The sequence below is a fragment of the Thermolongibacillus altinsuensis genome, from assembly GCF_004341205.1.
In the GTDB taxonomy this organism is placed as follows: Bacteria; Bacillota; Bacilli; order Bacillales; family Anoxybacillaceae; genus Thermolongibacillus; species Thermolongibacillus altinsuensis.
In genome coordinates, this window is record NZ_SLUL01000002.1 from 158,020 (window position 1) to 174,890 (window position 16,871).

Annotated in this window: 17 protein-coding genes and 1 pseudogene; 16 read left to right on the plus strand and 2 right to left on the minus strand. The window is 42.6% G+C overall.

The genetic code is table 11. The features are described from left to right. Positions 1-119: 119 nt before the first annotated feature. The 15 genes from spoIID to EDD69_RS02485 all read left to right on the plus strand — a co-directional run bounded on the left by spoIID (position 120) and on the right by EDD69_RS02485 (position 13,861). Positions 120-1,121 carry a stage II sporulation protein D gene (spoIID, locus tag EDD69_RS02415; protein WP_132947361.1) on the plus strand — a complete coding sequence of 334 codons (1,002 nt, stop codon included), beginning with the start codon at positions 120-122 and terminating at the stop codon, positions 1,119-1,121. Positions 1,122-1,195: 74 nt separating this feature from the next. Continuing rightward, the gene (gene spoIIQ / locus EDD69_RS02420) at positions 1,196-2,002 is read left to right on the plus strand and encodes a stage II sporulation protein SpoIIQ (RefSeq protein WP_132947468.1); all 807 of its coding nucleotides are present in this window, start codon (positions 1,196-1,198) and stop codon (positions 2,000-2,002) included. A 366-nt stretch (positions 2,003-2,368) separates the two neighbouring features. Then, entirely contained in the window at positions 2,369-2,638 is a 270-nt protein-coding gene (spoIIID, locus tag EDD69_RS02425) for a sporulation transcriptional regulator SpoIIID (RefSeq protein ID WP_132947362.1), read from the plus strand. 90 nt (positions 2,639-2,728) lie between these two features. Continuing rightward, positions 2,729-3,730 carry a rod shape-determining protein gene (gene mreB, locus EDD69_RS02430; protein ID WP_132947363.1) on the plus strand — a complete coding sequence of 334 codons (1,002 nt, stop codon included), beginning with the start codon at positions 2,729-2,731 and terminating at the stop codon, positions 3,728-3,730. A gap of 88 nt (positions 3,731-3,818) precedes the next feature. Next, a complete protein-coding gene (gene flgF, locus EDD69_RS02435; RefSeq protein ID WP_132947364.1) occupies positions 3,819-4,631 on the plus strand; it encodes a flagellar basal-body rod protein FlgF in 813 nt (270 codons plus the stop codon). 20 nt (positions 4,632-4,651) lie between these two features. Then, the gene (locus EDD69_RS02440) at positions 4,652-5,488 is read left to right on the plus strand and encodes a flagellar hook-basal body protein (protein WP_132947365.1); all 837 of its coding nucleotides are present in this window, start codon (positions 4,652-4,654) and stop codon (positions 5,486-5,488) included. Positions 5,489-5,500: 12 nt separating this feature from the next. Continuing rightward, the gene (locus EDD69_RS02445; RefSeq protein WP_132947366.1) at positions 5,501-5,743 is read left to right on the plus strand and encodes a DNA-directed RNA polymerase subunit beta; all 243 of its coding nucleotides are present in this window, start codon (positions 5,501-5,503) and stop codon (positions 5,741-5,743) included. A gap of 86 nt (positions 5,744-5,829) precedes the next feature. Beyond that, positions 5,830-6,261 carry a 3-hydroxyacyl-ACP dehydratase FabZ gene (gene fabZ / locus EDD69_RS02450; RefSeq protein WP_132947367.1) on the plus strand — a complete coding sequence of 144 codons (432 nt, stop codon included), beginning with the start codon at positions 5,830-5,832 and terminating at the stop codon, positions 6,259-6,261. Between the two features lie 75 nt (positions 6,262-6,336). After that, complete coding sequence (locus tag EDD69_RS02455) at positions 6,337-6,597, plus strand: hypothetical protein (protein WP_207893240.1); 261 nt, start codon at positions 6,337-6,339, stop codon at positions 6,595-6,597. Positions 6,598-6,729: 132 nt separating this feature from the next. Beyond that, positions 6,730-7,131, plus strand: a complete 402-nt coding sequence (locus EDD69_RS02460; protein ID WP_132947369.1) for a hypothetical protein — start codon at positions 6,730-6,732, stop codon at positions 7,129-7,131. Next, positions 7,128-7,325 carry a hypothetical protein gene (locus EDD69_RS02465; RefSeq protein WP_132947370.1) on the plus strand — a complete coding sequence of 66 codons (198 nt, stop codon included), beginning with the start codon at positions 7,128-7,130 and terminating at the stop codon, positions 7,323-7,325. Before EDD69_RS02460 ends, EDD69_RS02465 begins: the two co-directional genes overlap by 4 nt. Positions 7,326-7,590: 265 nt before the next feature. Then, the gene (gene galE / locus EDD69_RS02470) at positions 7,591-8,562 is read left to right on the plus strand and encodes a UDP-glucose 4-epimerase GalE (protein WP_132947371.1); all 972 of its coding nucleotides are present in this window, start codon (positions 7,591-7,593) and stop codon (positions 8,560-8,562) included. A gap of 468 nt (positions 8,563-9,030) precedes the next feature. Continuing rightward, on the plus strand, positions 9,031-9,951 hold the full coding sequence (locus EDD69_RS02475) for a DMT family transporter (protein WP_132947372.1): 921 nt from the start codon (positions 9,031-9,033) through the stop codon (positions 9,949-9,951). Positions 9,952-10,669: 718 nt separating this feature from the next. Then, positions 10,670-13,195 carry a bifunctional diguanylate cyclase/phosphodiesterase gene (locus tag EDD69_RS02480; RefSeq protein ID WP_132947373.1) on the plus strand — a complete coding sequence of 842 codons (2,526 nt, stop codon included), beginning with the start codon at positions 10,670-10,672 and terminating at the stop codon, positions 13,193-13,195. 273 nt (positions 13,196-13,468) lie between these two features. Then, positions 13,469-13,861 (plus strand): DUF488 domain-containing protein, encoded by a 393-nt coding sequence (locus tag EDD69_RS02485; protein WP_132947374.1) that lies wholly within the window; start codon positions 13,469-13,471, stop codon positions 13,859-13,861. Positions 13,862-13,932: 71 nt separating this feature from the next. Here the strand turns inward: EDD69_RS02485 and EDD69_RS02490 are convergent. Continuing rightward, positions 13,933-14,253: pseudogene (locus tag EDD69_RS02490) on the minus strand (transcriptional regulator); the annotation flags it as partial. Positions 14,254-14,871: 618 nt separating this feature from the next. Here EDD69_RS02490 and EDD69_RS02495 point away from each other — a divergent pair. Continuing rightward, a complete protein-coding gene (locus tag EDD69_RS02495; protein WP_132947375.1) occupies positions 14,872-15,792 on the plus strand; it encodes a DMT family transporter in 921 nt (306 codons plus the stop codon). A gap of 28 nt (positions 15,793-15,820) precedes the next feature. On the opposite strand, the gene EDD69_RS02500 is transcribed toward EDD69_RS02495, so the two are convergent. Beyond that, entirely contained in the window at positions 15,821-16,687 is an 867-nt protein-coding gene (locus tag EDD69_RS02500; RefSeq protein WP_132947376.1) for a CvfB family protein, read from the minus strand. Between the last annotated feature and the right edge of the window lie 184 nt (positions 16,688-16,871).

Sequence of the window (16,871 nt, forward strand, 5' to 3'; positions counted from 1 at the left end):
TTTAAAATGGCAAAAAACGACCGTTTGCTACATAGGTAGTCAATGGTCGTTTTTTATTTTGCATAAATGCTTGCCCTCCGTCATAACGATGTAATAACCGAAAAAAGGAGGGTTTCATCATGAAACGGATCAAACCATGGATTGCTGTTAATTTTTTTCTCTTCACCCTCATCTTGCTGATCCCAACCTTGTTAGTTTGGCCATTTCACGACAAAAAGGAAAAAACGCTTCAAGCTGAAACGCATGCCGTGAAGGTGCAAGAGCGCGATGAACCAGCCGTTGAAGTAGCTGTTTACCGCAGCAAAGAAAAGAAAATTGAACGCATTCCCCTTGAAGAATACGTTGTTGGCGTTGTTGCTGCCGAAATGCCTGCTGAGTTTGAACTGGAAGCGCTCAAAGCGCAGGCGCTCACCGCGCGCACATACATCGTCAAGCAGCTATTAAACGATCAGCCGATTCAACTGCCGAAAGGAGCGAACGTCACCGACACCGTCATGCATCAGGTGTACTACAGCAAAGAAGAGTTAAAACAGATGTGGGGAATCAGTTACGATTGGAAAATCAAAAAAATTACCGAAGCGGTCGAAGCGACGCGCGGACAAATTTTAATGTACAACAACGAACCGATTGAAGCTTCGTTTTTCTCCACAAGCAACGGCTATACGGAAAATTCGGAAGCGTATTGGAAAAACGCGTTTCCTTACTTAAAAAGTGTCGCCAGCCCGTGGGATGAAAAATCTCCGAAATTTTATGACCAAACGACGATGTCGGTCGCTGAATTTGAACGGCGTTTAGGGGTCAAATTGCCAACGGACGGCTCGGTCGGCAAAATTATTGCGCGCACCCCAGGGAAGCGGATCGATACAGTCGAAATTAACGGAAAGCGGCTAAAGGGGCGTGAAATTCGCGAAAAACTGGAACTCAAATCAACGGATTTTACATGGGCGCGCAAAGGAAACAGGATTGTCATTACGACGAAAGGGTATGGCCATGGAGTCGGCATGAGTCAATATGGGGCCAACTTTCTTGCCAAGGAAGGAAAAACGTACGAACAAATCGTCAAATATTATTATCAAGGCGTGGAAATACGTGGACTTTCGCTCGTCGCTTCGAAATTTTGAAGCGGCGAAAATTTTTTAGAAATCGTGTATAAATTTTCCTCTTTCTGTTCACAATGGTTGCTGAGGTGATGAACATGAGAGAGGAAGAAAAGAAACTAACTTCTCCAAAAAAAGTAACACGTTTGTTTAGAAAGCGCTGGGTTCTTCCTGCTATTTATCTTTTTAGCGCCGCGCTCATTTTAACAGGTGTGCTTTGGTTCCAAAGTAAAAATAACGATTTGGCGCAACATCCATCGGTCGATGAAAATGAGCCAAACACGTCTTACAATCAAGAAGAAGCGGTTCCTGTCAATGAAGCGGTTGAACAATTTGCGATGCCAGTGCTGGATCCGAATGCAGTTGAAATCGTGAAGCCGTTTTATGATTTCGAGGCTTCAGAAGAAGAACAAGAAGCAGCTCTCGTCTCTTATAATGATGAATATCATCCGAACAAAGGTATTGACATCGCAATGAAAAATGGGGAAAGCTTCGATGTGACCGCATCGCTAAGCGGAACGGTCGTCAAGGCGGAGAAAGATCCAATTTTAGGCTATGTCGTACAAATGGAGCACGATCAAGGCGTTGTGACCGTCTATCAATCTTTAGCGGATGTACAAGTAAAAGCAGGAGATACGGTGAAGCAAGGTCAAGTGATTGCCAAAGCGGGACAAAACGAGTTTAATAAAGAAGCAGGCATTCATGTCCACTTTGAAATTCGCAAAGACAGTCAGCCAGTGAACCCTGTCGCTTATTTTGATCAACCGTTAACCGCATTGACCGAAGAAAAAGCGGATGGCGAAACGGAACAAAAAGCGGAAAATCAAGAATCAGAAGAAAACAACAAAGATGCCAATCCGTCGAGCGCGGTTCCTGATGCTTCCATCGGAATGGCAAGAACATAAAGGGAATCCAATCGCTTATTCCTTCACATATGGAAGGGATAAGCGATTTTTCTATGTGTCTATAAATGTAGACAAAATAGGGTTCAGACGATATTTTGTTGAAGAATATCCCCATCTAGTTGCATAAAATTTGAAAAAATTATGTCAAAATCCTTGTCCCCCTTGATAATTTCTGGCATATATCACCCATTTCTCTAATAAACTATTACAAACTTGAACAACGAGAGTGTTTGAGGTGAGAGATCGTCAACTCCAAAAAAACATGGAATGAATCTTTTTTGATCAAACAAGTAGAAGCCACTGCGATAAACGCCTAACGAGTCTCATTTCACACTTCTCACATCCAACTCAGGGAGGGCGAGCAGTGTGCACGATTACATCAAAGAGCGTACAATCAAGATAGGCAAGTATATCGTGGAGACGAGAAAAACCGTTCGCGTCATTGCGAAAGAATTTGGTGTGTCCAAAAGCACCGTTCATAAAGATTTAACGGAGCGTCTGCCAGAAATTAATCCAGAATTAGCGAGCGAGGTAAAAGAAATTTTAGATTACCATAAATCGATTCGCCATTTGCGCGGAGGAGAGGCAACAAAGAAGAAATATAAAAAAGAAACGGCACAACAAGAAATGATGTAATAAATCGCAAATCCTTGCCAAAAATTTTCTCTTTTCCCTAATAAGTATGATACAATAATTAATTAGGAGTAAAGGCAAGGAGGAACAGGAATGTTTGCAAGAGATATTGGAATCGACCTCGGCACGGCGAACTTAGTCATTTACGTCAAAGGCAAGGGAATTGTATTAAACGAACCTTCCGTCGTTGCGATTGATAAGCATACCAATCGCGTATTGGCAGTAGGAGAAGAAGCGCGGCGCATGGTTGGACGTACGCCGGGACATATTGTGGCGATTCGCCCGTTAAAAGATGGAGTCATCGCTGACTTCGATATTACGGAGGCCATGCTGAAACATTTTTTAAGCAAGCTTAATTTAAAAGGATTTTTCGCAAAACCGCGCATTTTAATTTGTTGTCCGACCAACATCACAGCGATTGAGCGAAAAGCGATTAAAGAAGCAGCAGAAAAAAGCGGCGGAAAGAAAGTATACTTAGAAGAAGAGCCAAAAGTAGCGGCGATTGGCGCGGGAATGGACATTTTCCAACCAAGCGGAAACATGGTCGTCGATATTGGCGGTGGCACAACCGATGTTGCTGTTCTTTCGATGGGCGACATCGTCACCTCTTCTTCTATTAAAGTCGCTGGGGATAAGTTCGATCTCGAAATTTTAAATTATATTAAGCGCGAATATAAGCTGCTGATTGGTGAACGAACAGCTGAGGAAATTAAAATCAACATCGCTACCGTATTTCCAGGAGCGCGCAACGAAGAAATGGACATTCGCGGTCGTGACCTTGTCACTGGATTGCCGCGTACGATCACGGTTCGTTCCGAAGAAATTGAAAAAGCGCTTCGCGAAACGGTCTATATGATCGTTCAGACAGCGAAAAGCGTTCTGGAGCGCACACCGCCGGAATTGTCAGCAGACATTATTGATCGCGGCATCATGTTGACAGGCGGCGGCGCCTTGCTGCACGGGATCGATCAGCTGCTTGCACAAGAGTTAAAAGTACCTGTTTTCATTGCGGAAAATCCGATGGATTGCGTCGCAATCGGTACAGGCATGATGCTTGATAACATCGATAAAATTCCAAATCGTCGTTTCGTCTAGGTGCCATTTGAGAAATGGTGCCTATTCGCTTTTTGAGTGTTCTTCCTTTATAATAAAAATAAGCGTTTTCACGAAAAGAGGTGTGTGTATGTTCCGGGGATTGTATACGGCCGCATCCGGCATGCTTTCGCAACAAAGCCGCATCGAAATGTTGACAAACAACATTGCCAATGCGAACACGCCGGGATATAAAGCTGATCAAGCATCATTGCGCGCCTTTCCTGAATTGTTCATGCAACGTCTAGAACAGCCGACGGTTCCGACGGCTAAACCACTTTCGCGACGCAATCGTACACCGATCGGCACATTACATACAGGTGTATACATGCAAGAACTGCGCCCGAATTTTGCGCAAGGCGATTTGCGTGAAACAGGCAACCGCACCGATCTTGCACTTGTTGATGGAACACTGCCGACCGATCCGTATGCGCTCTTTTTCACCGTGCAAAATGCAGACGGGGCTGTCCGCTATACGCGCAACGGTCATTTTACGCTTGATGCCGACGGCTTTTTGACAACGGATGAAGGTTTTTATGTGTTGGACGAGAACGGAGACCGCATTCAACTTGGAAGCGATGATTTTACCGTATTGGCCGATGGAACGATTATGCAAAACGATGAAATCGTCGCGCGCTTAGGGGTCGCGTTTGCGGCGGACAAGCATGCGCTTGTGAAAGAAGGAAACGGTTTATTCCGCAGTGAAAATGGCGAACTTCCGCAAGCGAACGGACAAGCGTATCAAATTCGCCAAGGCTTTTTAGAACGCTCCAACGTCGACCTCTCGCGGACGATGACCGACATGCTGTCGGCCTATCGCGCCTTTGAAGCGAATCAAAAAATTTTACAAGCGTACGACAAAAGCATGGATAAAGCCGTCAATGAAATTGGCCGATTAAAATAAGCAGATGGGGGATTTGATCAATGCTGCGTTCGATGATCACAGCTGCCAATACGATGAATCAGCTGCACCAGCAGCTTGACGTCATTAGCCATAACATCGCCAACATCAACACAACCGGTTATAAAAAGCGAGAGGCGACGTTTGGCGAGCTGCTCGTGCAACAGTTTGACAACTTGCCAGCGCAAGATGAAGCGCCTCGTCTTACGCCTAACGGTATTCGCCAAGGCGTTGGCGCCAAACTTGCCTCAACAAACATTCAACTGAAACAAGGATCGATCATGAAAAGCGATCGCCCGCTCGATCTTGCTTTTACGAAAGAAGGACAATTTTTCCGCGTGCTCGTCGATGAAAACGGCACGCAGACGATTCGCTATACGCGCGATGGCGCCTTTTATTTCAGCCCATCGGCTGCCGATCCTGATGAATTGATGCTCGTGACCGCTGATGGTCATATGGTGCTCGACAGCAACAACGAACCGATTCTCATTCGCGACGGTTTTAAAGAAATTCAAATTACGCCAAACGGAACGATCAATGTCATCGATCCAAACGGGAATATCGTGCAAACGGAACAATTGGGCGTAACCACGATCTTGCGTCCGCAACTATTGCAATCGGTCGGCGACAATCTTCTTGCCTTGCCGGACGGCGTGAACGAAGCGGATGTAGCAGTTGACATGACTGGCAATTTGCGCGGACAAATTCAACTGCAACAATACGCCCTTGAACAATCGAACGTCGAACTCGCAACGGAAATGAGCGAGCTCATGATCACACAACGTTCATACCAAATGAATGCGCGCGCCATTACGCTTTCCGATCAAATGATGGGCTTAATTAACGGCATCCGTTCATAAGGGGAATGACGAATGGCAGAAGAAAAACAACCGAAACAAGAAAACGAAGAGAAACGAACGAGCCGCCGCTTTCGCCGCCGCTTAATTCCGATTTGGCTTCGCCTCATCATCGTTGCCGTTTTAGTCGTCATCAGCACCGCTATCGGAGCGATGGTCGGTTATAGCGTCCTCGGCGACGGCAAGCCGTTGGATGCACTCAAGCCATCAACATGGCAACATATTATCGATCTTGTCGAAAAAGATACGGAGAAATAGTGGACAGACCACTTCAAAACGTGGTACATTTTTAACAAATCGCGGAAGGAGCTTCCTTCCGTTTTTTGCATAAGGAGAGTGATTCGATGCTTGATATTCAACAAATTCAACAAATCATCCCGCACCGTTATCCGTTTTTATTAGTCGATCGCATTTTGGAAGTCGAAGAAGGCAAGCGTGCGGTCGGGATTAAAAACGTTTCCGCAAACGAAGCGTTTTTCGTCGGACATTTTCCGGAATATCCGGTCATGCCAGGCGTCTTGATCGTCGAAGCGCTCGCCCAAGTCGGAGCCGTGGCGATGTTGATGAAAGAAGAAAATCGCGGCCGCCTTGCCTTTTTCACGGGCATTGACAACTGCCGCTTCAAAAAACAAGTCAAACCGGGTGATCAACTGCGCTTGGAAGTCGAAATGATTCGTTTTAAAGGTGCGATCGGCAAAGGAAAAGGCGTTGCGACGGTAGACGGCGAATTAGTGTGCGAAACGGAAATCATGTTTGCCCTCGGTGAAAAAAAATAAATGCATAGTTTTCTCCTTTCCGGAAAACATATAAAAGACTACATATTGTCAATAATGGAAAGGAGACAAATAATGATGAAAAAATCGTGGCTATTGAAATTGTTTGGCGCTTTTATGGCGATTATGTTGATCACAGGCTGCAACACCGATGACACAGATAATCAAGATCAAGACACGAACAATCAAGGAGAAATGCAGCCGGGTGACAATGATGTCAACGACAATGATGTCAATGGCAATGATGTCAACAACAATGATGTCAACAACAATGATAATGAAGAAGATGTCGTGGAAGATCCTCAAGATGCCAACGACGCCGACAATAAGGATGAGTAAAAACAGCGCGGGAATCTCCCGCGCTATTTTATTGTCATCCGGATGCCATCCTAACAAAAAAGCTTTGTCATCAAACGTAGATTTGTGATAACATTAACGATTGATGATATAAAGATGGAGGTTTTTTTTCGCATGTTAAAGCAGCTACCACATGGCATCAAGATGAATATTACCCGATCAATCAAAAAAGTTTTTGAACAATACATGGCGAACATTCAATGGGATGAACAAAAATACGACGCTGTCCAATTTATGAACGAATGGCGCAACTATATTCATAACTACGCACCATGGTTTCAGCAATTAGATGACAGCGTAAAAATCAACCCACAATTTCATGAACAGCTCGCACAACGAATCAACGAGATTATCGAACAAATGTTAAACGAACCCCCAACCGATGAACAAATCGCAGAAATCAATCGCCTTGTTCAAAAGCTCGGGGTTGATGACTTTCCATACTCTTGTAAAGCAGAGGCAAAATACCATATTGATCGCCTCCGCAATCAATTAAAAAAAAACAGCGCAATATGAAACCCGCAAGCCTCAAACAACGTAAACTCGCTGAAATCCTCTATTACCAAGCTTATGAACAACCGCTGCCGAATAAAGACTACACCGTCGTCGAAATCAACGAGATGATTCAAGAAGCAAAAAAAGCACTTCAAACACAACTCGGCAACGAATTTGAAAACGAGGAAGAAGAATCAGATCTTATCCTTCACTAACCGACAGGAATCGACTCTGTCGGTTTTTTTAATCGGTGTTTGATGTCACTTGTCGATTAATAGATGATCGTCATTAAAAAATAAGTCATTTGAATCTTTTATGTTTATGCACTATGTTTATGCACTGCTCATTTTGGTTCGATATGGAATGGAAGTCTTTGAAGGTTTTACGGGATTATCAGTCTTCATGTTCTGAAACATCGGTTGTTACTCATATACTTTTCGGGGGAATTAGCAAAATTTTATCTAATTAGGAGAGAAACTTATGATTTTAATCGTCGGCGGAGCCGGTTATATCGGCAGTCATTTAGTGAAAGAGTTAGTGGAAAAAGAGCAAGTCATTGTACTTGATCACTTATCGACTGGTCATCGATATTTAGTTGATAAACAAGCTGTTTTTGTTCAAGGAGATTTGGGGAACCCAACCGATTTGGAACCGATTTTTGAAAAATATCTGATTAAGGCCGTCATGCATTTTGCGGCAAACAGCTTAGTCGGCGAATCGGTGGTGAAGCCGCTGAAGTATTATCAAAACAACGTTGCCGCTACATTAACGTTACTAGAGACGATGCTAAAGTATAATGTGAAAAACTTTATCTTCTCGTCAACCGCGGCGACGTATGGAATTCCGAACGTCAAATTGATTACGGAAGATTGCCCAACAAATCCAATTAATCCATACGGCCGTTCAAAGTTGATGATCGAACAAATTTTAGCGGATTTTGCTTCTGCGTATGATTTGAACTATATCGTCCTTCGCTATTTCAACGCCGCTGGAGCGCATGAGTCAGCGGAGATTGGCGAAGACCATAACCCAGAAACGCATTTGATTCCGCTTGTCTTGCAGCATTTGTTAGGCCAGCGCGACAAAATTTCCGTCTTCGGTACGGACTATGATACACCAGACGGAACATGCATTCGTGACTATATCCATGTCACCGACTTAGCGAAGGCGCATATTTTAGCGCTGGAAGCATTGTTGTCAGGCAAAAAGAAAACCGCCATTTACAATCTTGGCAACGGCTTAGGCTATTCCGTCAAAGAAGTGATTGAGACATGTGAAAAAGTAACAGGACGTAAAGCGGTGATTGAATATACTGACCGGCGTCCAGGCGATCCAGTCCGTCTTGTTGCCTCATCGCAAAAAATTTACGAAGAACTTGGCTGGAAAGCGGAATATTCGTTAGAACAAATCATCGAAAGTGCATGGAAGTGGCATAGTCGAAATGCGAACTAAAGATATGAGTAAATGGTAATTGATTGACGAAGACCACAACCCAGAAACGCATGGAACATTCTCTCCGAGAAGTTTCCCTCTTCTAAACGGCGTGTAGGGGAGATGGATCGGAGGGTTTTTTTATTCACAAAAACGAACGTATGTGCTGTGATTGATCCGTAAAACAGATGATGCAAAAAGTGTTGTTCCGAGCATCGTGACGTTCATAATGCGAGAAAATCTCTGTTTTCGGCACATGTATTCGCGACCATATTGCATAATGGAAACAACAAACATGATGGCGTGAAGAAACACATACATATATAGGAATGGAGCATGAATATTTTATCATCGGTTGGATATCACTTTAATTGTCATTCCGTTGGATGGTTGCTAGAATAATGCATGCCACATATTTTGGCAGAAGGATATACTTTTCCAAAACAGTTTTTCTATGATTTCATGTTTATGCGTGAGGGGAGTTCGGATATGTCGAAATCGTTCGTTTATATCTCCCTCGTCTTGATTATGATGGTTTGGGGATTGAACGTGATTGCCATCAAGATTTTAGTTGAACATTTTTCGCCGGTGACGTTAACGTCGTTTCGGATTTTTACTGCAGGGGTCGTTGTGATTCTGATTTTGCTATTTATGGGGCAGTTGCGGAAGTTAACTTGGAAGGAGGCTATGTATATTGGCATAGCCGCTTTGTTTAGTGTCGTTGCCCATCACCTTTTTCTTGCGCTCGGATTAACAAAAACGACAGCGTCCAACGCCGGTTTGATTTTAGGGCTTGTTCCGCTGATGACATCAGTGTTAGCGGTCATCTTTTTAGGCAATCGGTTTACGGTGTTTCGGTTTGCCGGGATTTTTCTCGGGTTTACCGGCGTGGTATTTGTCGTGTTAAACGGCGAAAGCAGCATTCACCATGTGTCCATTGGCGATGTTTATGTATTTCTGGCCGTATTATCGCAAGGAATCAGTTTTATCATGATCAAAAAAGCAACGGTTGATGCGCGTGTGATGACAGGTTGGATGTTGTTGTTTGGGTCTTTGCTTTTATTTTTCATTAGTTTGTGGATGGAACCGAATGGCGTCTCCAGCTTGGTAAACGGTACGCCATTCTTATGGATGATTTTCCTTGCTTCCGCTGTATTTGCCACTGCGCTCGGCCATATGTTTTACAACAAAGCCATCCAACATATTGGTGCGGTGGAATCGGCGATTTTCATTAATTTGAATCCTTTGTTTTCTCTGTTGGGGGCTTATGTATTCCTCGGAGAATCTATTTCCTTTACACAAATGCTGGGATTTATTTTGATCGTGCTCGGCGTCGTTTTAGGCAGCGGTGTGTTGGATGAAATCGGGGTGCTTACTCATCGCTCGAAAGTGATGGGGAAAAAGTGTTAAAAAACGGAGCTTGTCGGGGCTCCGTTTTTTATTGTTCTTCTCCCTTTTGGTGTGGGTGCCTGTTGCACTGCGATCCGAAATTACCGTGTGGACTAGTGGTTCGGTGCCTGTCACTTGTCGATGAAATAAGGGAATTTCCTCTGTTTACACAGAGGCTAAATATTCAGTCTCCTGTGTGGAGAAAATCAGCCCACTACCCATTCTAAAACCATTTCAGAGACTTACATTACACAAAATTCTTGACGGTACCAATATGAGTTTTTTGCTGAAATAAATCAACCAATATTCACACTTTCCCCCGATTTTCTTCATTTCAGGAATGGTCCTCTCAATGAGAGGTTCATCTTGCTTCCGGGACATTCTGCGATCCGTTTTTCCGTCCAAAGCGCTTCAGTTTCTTTTCCTTTTATTTGTTCCTTGTCAAATTTTTTTTTGGAAAATATCCATGTAATATTCAAGAACGAGATGGGTTTCCCGCTGTTTGTTTTTTTACAATAATTAGCGGTGCGGTAGAATATATCCAGCTGAAGTTGCTTTTTTTACCTTGACAGGCTGCCTCGTCTCGTTTTAAAAACTATTTTTCTATGCCTATATCCTTATGCATAATTTCGAGTTTTTACTCTAGTCTTGCAACATCATCAATATATAGTAAAATTGTAATGGTTATATTTAGTAAAGTTGTAATGGTTAGATATCAACAAGGGGAGGGGAGATTTCGATGGCGAGCAGTCGTAGCATTTTAAATGAGCAAGAGAAAAAAGCGATCATGATTGCCGGCATCGCTGTCTTATTTTTTTTGATCACCATTTTGTTTCGCGATGAACTGTATTTTGTCGCCCAAGCAAAACAATATTTATCCATACATACCATCTTAGAATTCCTCAGCATCACCGTCTCATTGTCCATTGCGATTCAAGGGTGGATGATTTTTCCGCAACATTTATCTAGATATCGCTTATGGTATTCGGGGATCTTTCTAATCATCGGCATCATCGACTTACTGCACACGCTTTCGTATAAAGGCATGCCCGGCTTAATCGTTACGGAAAGTTCTACGCAAAAAGCGACATGGTTTTGGGTTGCCGCTAGATTAACGCAAGCGTGCATGCTGTTTCTGATCATGTTTGTTCCAGATAAACAAGTACAAAGCAGACAAAAAAAGACGGTGTTTATTTTTTCTCTTCTCTATGTATTGGTTATTTCCTACATTATCATTCGCTATGAACAAACACTTCCGCTTCTCGTGATCGATGGGAAAGGCACAACGAATTTAAAAAATTTCTTAGAATACATTGTGATCCTTTTTTATGCTTCCACCGTTTTGATGATGTTGCTTTCTTACAAAAAACAACCAAAAACATCTTATCTTGATCTCATCTTAGCGTTTGTATTTTTAGTGTTAAGCGAACTTTTATTTACATTGTATAAAAACGTGTACGACGTACAAAATTTTTTAGGCCATTTGTACAAAGGAATCAGCTACATTTATTTTATGAAAGGAATATACATTGCGACGATTAAAGAACCATACGATGCCCGGAAAAAAGCAGAGGAAGAATTGAAAAAACGAGAAAAACATTTAAAAACGATCACCTCGTCATTAGGTGAGGGAGTCATCGTATTAGACAAAGACAAAAAAATAACTTTTATGAACCAAGAAGCGGAGCGTTTACTCGGTTATCAAAAAGAGGAATTATTAGAAAAAGCATGGTTCCAAAAAATTCATTGCGGCAGTGAAAATCAATGCGCTTCTCCTCGTGAATGTCCGATTCATCAGACGTTGGAATTAAAAAAAGCATATCGCGTAGAAGAGGATTTTTATGTTCGAAAAGATGGGACGCTGCTGCCAATTGCTTATGTCTCTACGCCGATGATTGACGATAACGGAGAAGTAATCGGCTCTGTCGTTGTCTTTCGTGATATTACTGAGCGAAAAAAATACGATGAAAAAATTAAGTATCAAGCCTACCATGATGCATTAACGGATTTGCCCAATCGCCGCTACTTGATTGAGAAGCTGAAGAACGAACTGAAAAGCGCAGAAAAACATAACAGCCAAATTGCTGTACTGTATTTGGATTTAGACAATTTTAAAAATATTAATGATTCATTTGGCCATGTCATGGGGGATTTATTATTAAAAAACGTGGCGCAACGCTTGAAAATGATTCATCCTGATTGCTTTATCGCCCGTTTGGGTGGAGATGAGTTTGCCGTTCTTTTATCCGGAAATTTCAATGTTGAGGAAATCGCTTGCAAAACCATTCAAATATTAAGCCAGCCGATTAAACTGGAAAATAAAGAAGTCTTTGTTACAACAAGCATAGGGATCAGCGTGTATCCAAAAGATGGAGATGACGAAATGACCTTAATCCAACATGCCGATATGGCAATGTATGATGCGAAAAAGAAAGGAAAAAACCAATTTTCATTCTATACGACCAAACTAGAACAACAGAGAACAAGAGCATCCAAAATTGAACAGTTGCTTCGCACCGCATTAGAAAACGAAGAGATTTCTGTATATTATCAGCCGATTGTTGACGCTGTTTCAAAACGGATTATCGGCTTAGAAGCTTTAGCTCGTTGGCACCATCCGGAGATCGGGGATATTCCGGCAAATGAATTTATCGCGGTTGCAGAAGAAAACGGTCTCATTGTATCGCTTGGCAAGCATATATTAATAACTGCTCTTCAAGATTTAAAACATTTGCACGAAATCGGATTTGATCATTTGTACGTCAGCGTGAACCTTTCCTTACGACAATTGCGGCATCATGACTTTACCGCATTGATCAGTCAATTATTACAAAAAAATAAATTACAAGCAAACTATTTAGAGCTAGAAATTACGGAAAATATTGCCCTATGCGATGAACAACATGTCATCGATAGCATTCAGGAATTAAAAGATATAGGTGTCCGCATCGCGATTGATGATTTCGGAATCGGATATTCCTCCATCGGATATTTACGAACCATTTCCGTTGACACATTGAAAATTGATAAATCATTCATTTTCGATGTAACAACCAATCCAAATACCGCTCATTTGACGTCTGCGCTGATCACGTTTGCACACAACTTAAACTTGCAAGTGGTTGCGGAAGGAGTAGAAAGAGCAGAACAGTTATACTTCTTAGAACAACACCATTGCGATAAAATCCAAGGCTATTTATTTAGCCCTCCTGTTTCGTTTGAACAACTCGTTTCGCTTCTTCATAACAGCCCATCACGATATTGAGCTAAAATGAAGACTGCTTTTAGTTGGGATTTTTCCATCTAAAAGCAGCCTCTTTTTTATCACTTTGATAACACGCTTCGTTTTTCCATTTCCTTTCTTGCGTGCCTAATCATATGGCAAAAAGGGGATGCTATTTTATTTAACAAAATGATTGCAAGCGGCAGGATGGAATATACCGGGATGCGATCCGGCAAAACAGGGAGATTGCTTCCCTTTTTGTTTTGGAAAAGATGCGCTATGATAATTAGAGGGTTTCAAGAGGGAGTGGGTAGAATGGCCGGAGATTATTTTTTAAAAAGAATTTATGAACCGTATGATCCAGCAGATGGAAAACGAATTTTAATCGATCAGATTTGGCCGAGAGGCATCTCTAAAACGGAAGCAAAAATTGATCTGTGGATGAAAGAGATTGCCCCGAGCCCCGAACTTAGAAAATGGTTTGATCATAAAAGGGAGCGGTTTCAAGAATTTTCAAAGCGTTATGTGACGGAACTGGAAACGGAGGAACAAAAACAAAGGCTGGTCAGGGAACTGATGGCGATGGCAAAAAAAGAAAAAGTAACTCTCCTTTACGGGGCTAAGGATAAAGAATGCAATCATGCCATTGTGTTACGGAACTTTTTAACATATTTATCGAGAAGTCTCCCGCCTCTTAACGGAGTGTAGGTAGGAGAGGTTCATGAGGGACAATATTGCCCGAAGTGTGGATTTTCCGTTTATTGGGCGTAAGTGACAGATTATTTGCCCATTTCTTTCGCCAAGTCTGCCACTTCAGCGACGGTTAATCTGGTCCGTTTCGCAATCTCATGAATAGGCAGGACATCTAGTAAGTTTTTTGCGATTTCAATTGCCTTCTGTTTTTCCGCTTCTTTCACTGCTTCTTCTTTTTCCTGTTCGAAAAGCCGAATGACCTTTGTCATTTTGATCCACTCCTTTACTTTTTTGGCATATTCTTCGTCAATAAACTTATCGGTAGCGGTTAAGATACCGGCGATGACGTGTAGTTGCGTTGGTTCGTCACGAATTTCTTTCGCGAGCTCGATCGTTTTTTCAATCACGACTTAAACAAAACGTCTTTCGCATGATACGATATACCACCTGTCATTTTTCCATCCTCACTTATTTTTACTATTATTATACTCCCCCGTCTTAGTGCGTGTCATCTCTGTCATTGAATATGAAAATGATGTGCAGCCCTTAGGTTTGGTGCCTGTCACCACCCGATGAGAAATTGTTTCTAAAGCTAGGGATTGATCAAACCACTTCTTTATCGAGAACAAGAAGTAACATTCTCTCCGAGAAGTCTCCCTCTTCTAAACGGCGTGTAAGGGAGATGGATCGGAGGGTTTTTTATTCACAAAAACGAACGTATGTGCTGTGATTGATCCGTAACAAAGGTGATGCAAAAATTGTTCTTCCAAGCCTCGTGACGTTCATAACGCGAGAAAATCTCTGTTTTCGGCACATGCATTCGCGACCATATTACATAATGGAAACAACAAACATGATGCCGTGAAAAAATACATACATATATAGGAATGGATCACGAACATTGAAAATCACTTTGGTTGTCATTTCGTTGAATGGTTGCTAGAATAGAGCGTGCTGCATCTTTTTGCAGAAGGATGCACTATCTTTTTTATGACTTCATGTTGATGCGTGAGAGGAGTTTAGACATGTCGAAATCGTTCGTTTATATATCCCTCGTTTTGATTATGCTGATCTGGGGATTAAACGTGACTGCCATCAAGATTTTAGTCGAACACTTTTCACCGGTGACGTTAACGTCGTTTCGGATTTTTACGGCAGGGATTGTTGTGATTCTGATTTTATTATTCATGGGCGAGTTGCGGAAATTAACGTGGAAGGAAGCTACGTATATTGGCATAGCCGCTTTGTTTAGTGTCGTTGCCCATCACCTTTTTCTTGCGCTTGGATTAACAAAAACGACAGCGTCGAATGCTGGGTTGATTTTAGGGCTTATTCCGCTCGTGACATCGGTGTTAGCGGTCATCTTTTTAGGCAATCGGTTTACGGTGTTTCGGTTTGTCGGGATTTTCCTTGGGTTTATCGGTGTAGTGTTTGTTGTGTTAAACGGCAAAAGCGGCATTCACCATGTGTCCATTGGCGATGTTTATGTATTTCTGGCCGTATTATCTCAAGCAATCAGTTTCATTATGATTAAAAAAGCAACGATCGATGCGCGTGTGATGACAGGTTGGATGTTGTTGTTTGGAGCGTTGCTTTTATTTTTTATTAGTTTGTGGATGGAACCGAACGGCTTATCCAGCTTGGCACACGGTACGCCATCCTTATGGATGATCTTCCTCGCTTCCGCTGTATTTGCCACAGCGCTGGGTCATATGTTTTACAACAAAGCGATTCAACATATTGGTGCCGTGGAATCAGCGATTTTCATTAATTTAAATCCTTTGTTTTCTTTGCTGGGGGCTTATGTATTTCTAGGAGAATCGATTTCCCTTACACAAATGATGGGTTTTATTTTGATTGTGATCGGCGTTGTCTTGGGGAGCGGTGTGTTGGATGACATCGGGGCGCTTATGCATCGTTCGAAAGTGATGGGGAAAAAGTGTTAAAAAACGGAGCTTGTCGGAGCTCCGTTTTTTATTGTTCTTCTTTGACGATATACGTCCAGCCGTTTTCTTGATACACTTTCTTTTCTTTCATCAATCGGCCTAGTGCTCGTTTGAATGCGGCTTTGCTGATGTGAAAGCGCAATTGAATGTCTTCCGGATCGCTTTTGTCGCTGTAAGGCATTGCTCCGCCGCGGCTTTCCATGTAGCGATAAATCATTTGTGCATCCTCTTCAATGCTTTCGTGTTTGCGCGGCAATAAGGATACATTGACCGTTCCGTCTTCTTTTACCGCAATAATCCGACCCTCGACCTCTTCGCCAAGACGCGGTTCTCTTCGCCGTTCCGATTCATGAATGAAGCCGAGATAGCCGACATCCGAAATGAGAAAAGAACCGGCTTTAATCAATCGGTAGATGCGACCGCGAATGTTTTGATTAAATGCGGATGTCGGCGCTTTGACCGCAATCTCTTGGATGTCCTCGTCTGTTGCGAGTTTAGCCAACAGACGACCGCGTTTATCGGTCTTTAGTGAGCAGTATAGTTGATCTCCGCGTTTTGGCCATAGGGATGGAAGCGGCGGCAAATCATCAGCGGACACTAATATATCTTTGGAAATGCCGATATGGACAAACACGCCAAGCTTCGGCACGACTTCGACCACTTCTACCCAGTCGTATGTGTGGTTTGTAATTTTTGGCGTTTTGGTTGTGGCGCATAATCGCCCTTCGTGGTCATGATAGAGAAACACGGTGACAGACTCACCAATCGCCAGAGGGTGATCCGTTTCCTTCTTATGCAACAGCGCTTCTTCTTTTCCGTTTGTTAAAAGATAGCTAAACGGCTTCTCCGTTTTGACCGTTACGGTCGCCATTTCTCCAGGAACCAATGGTTTCATCTTCATATCTTCCTTTTTCATTCATTTTTCAATATCGTCTATTTTACTATAATGAAGCGAAATCACCAAATGAATGCTTGTGGATGATGGATTTCTGCCTTCATCAGAGAATGGGTCTGTCAAGCTTTTGATTTCTCTGAATGTCTTTTTCCAATGGAATGAAAAAGGAGCTGAATCCCAACTG

Coding starts and splice junctions, on each gene's coding strand:
- spoIID (WP_132947361.1), top strand. CDS start 120: ATGAAACGGATCAAACCATGGATTGCTGTTAATTTTTTTCTCTTCACC.
- spoIIQ (WP_132947468.1), top strand. CDS start 1,196: ATGAGAGAGGAAGAAAAGAAACTAACTTCTCCAAAAAAAGTAACACGT.
- mreB (WP_132947363.1), top strand. CDS start 2,729: ATGTTTGCAAGAGATATTGGAATCGACCTCGGCACGGCGAACTTAGTC.
- flgF (WP_132947364.1), top strand. CDS start 3,819: ATGTTCCGGGGATTGTATACGGCCGCATCCGGCATGCTTTCGCAACAA.
- EDD69_RS02440 (WP_132947365.1), top strand. CDS start 4,652: ATGCTGCGTTCGATGATCACAGCTGCCAATACGATGAATCAGCTGCAC.
- EDD69_RS02445 (WP_132947366.1), top strand. CDS start 5,501: ATGGCAGAAGAAAAACAACCGAAACAAGAAAACGAAGAGAAACGAACG.
- fabZ (WP_132947367.1), top strand. CDS start 5,830: ATGCTTGATATTCAACAAATTCAACAAATCATCCCGCACCGTTATCCG.
- EDD69_RS02455 (WP_207893240.1), top strand. CDS start 6,337: ATGAAAAAATCGTGGCTATTGAAATTGTTTGGCGCTTTTATGGCGATT.
- EDD69_RS02460 (WP_132947369.1), top strand. CDS start 6,730: ATGTTAAAGCAGCTACCACATGGCATCAAGATGAATATTACCCGATCA.
- EDD69_RS02465 (WP_132947370.1), top strand. CDS start 7,128: ATGAAACCCGCAAGCCTCAAACAACGTAAACTCGCTGAAATCCTCTAT.
- galE (WP_132947371.1), top strand. CDS start 7,591: ATGATTTTAATCGTCGGCGGAGCCGGTTATATCGGCAGTCATTTAGTG.
- EDD69_RS02475 (WP_132947372.1), top strand. CDS start 9,031: ATGTCGAAATCGTTCGTTTATATCTCCCTCGTCTTGATTATGATGGTT.
- EDD69_RS02480 (WP_132947373.1), top strand. CDS start 10,670: ATGGCGAGCAGTCGTAGCATTTTAAATGAGCAAGAGAAAAAAGCGATC.
- EDD69_RS02485 (WP_132947374.1), top strand. CDS start 13,469: ATGGCCGGAGATTATTTTTTAAAAAGAATTTATGAACCGTATGATCCA.
- EDD69_RS02495 (WP_132947375.1), top strand. CDS start 14,872: ATGTCGAAATCGTTCGTTTATATATCCCTCGTTTTGATTATGCTGATC.
- EDD69_RS02500 (WP_132947376.1), bottom strand. CDS start 16,687: ATGAAACCATTGGTTCCTGGAGAAATGGCGACCGTAACGGTCAAAACG.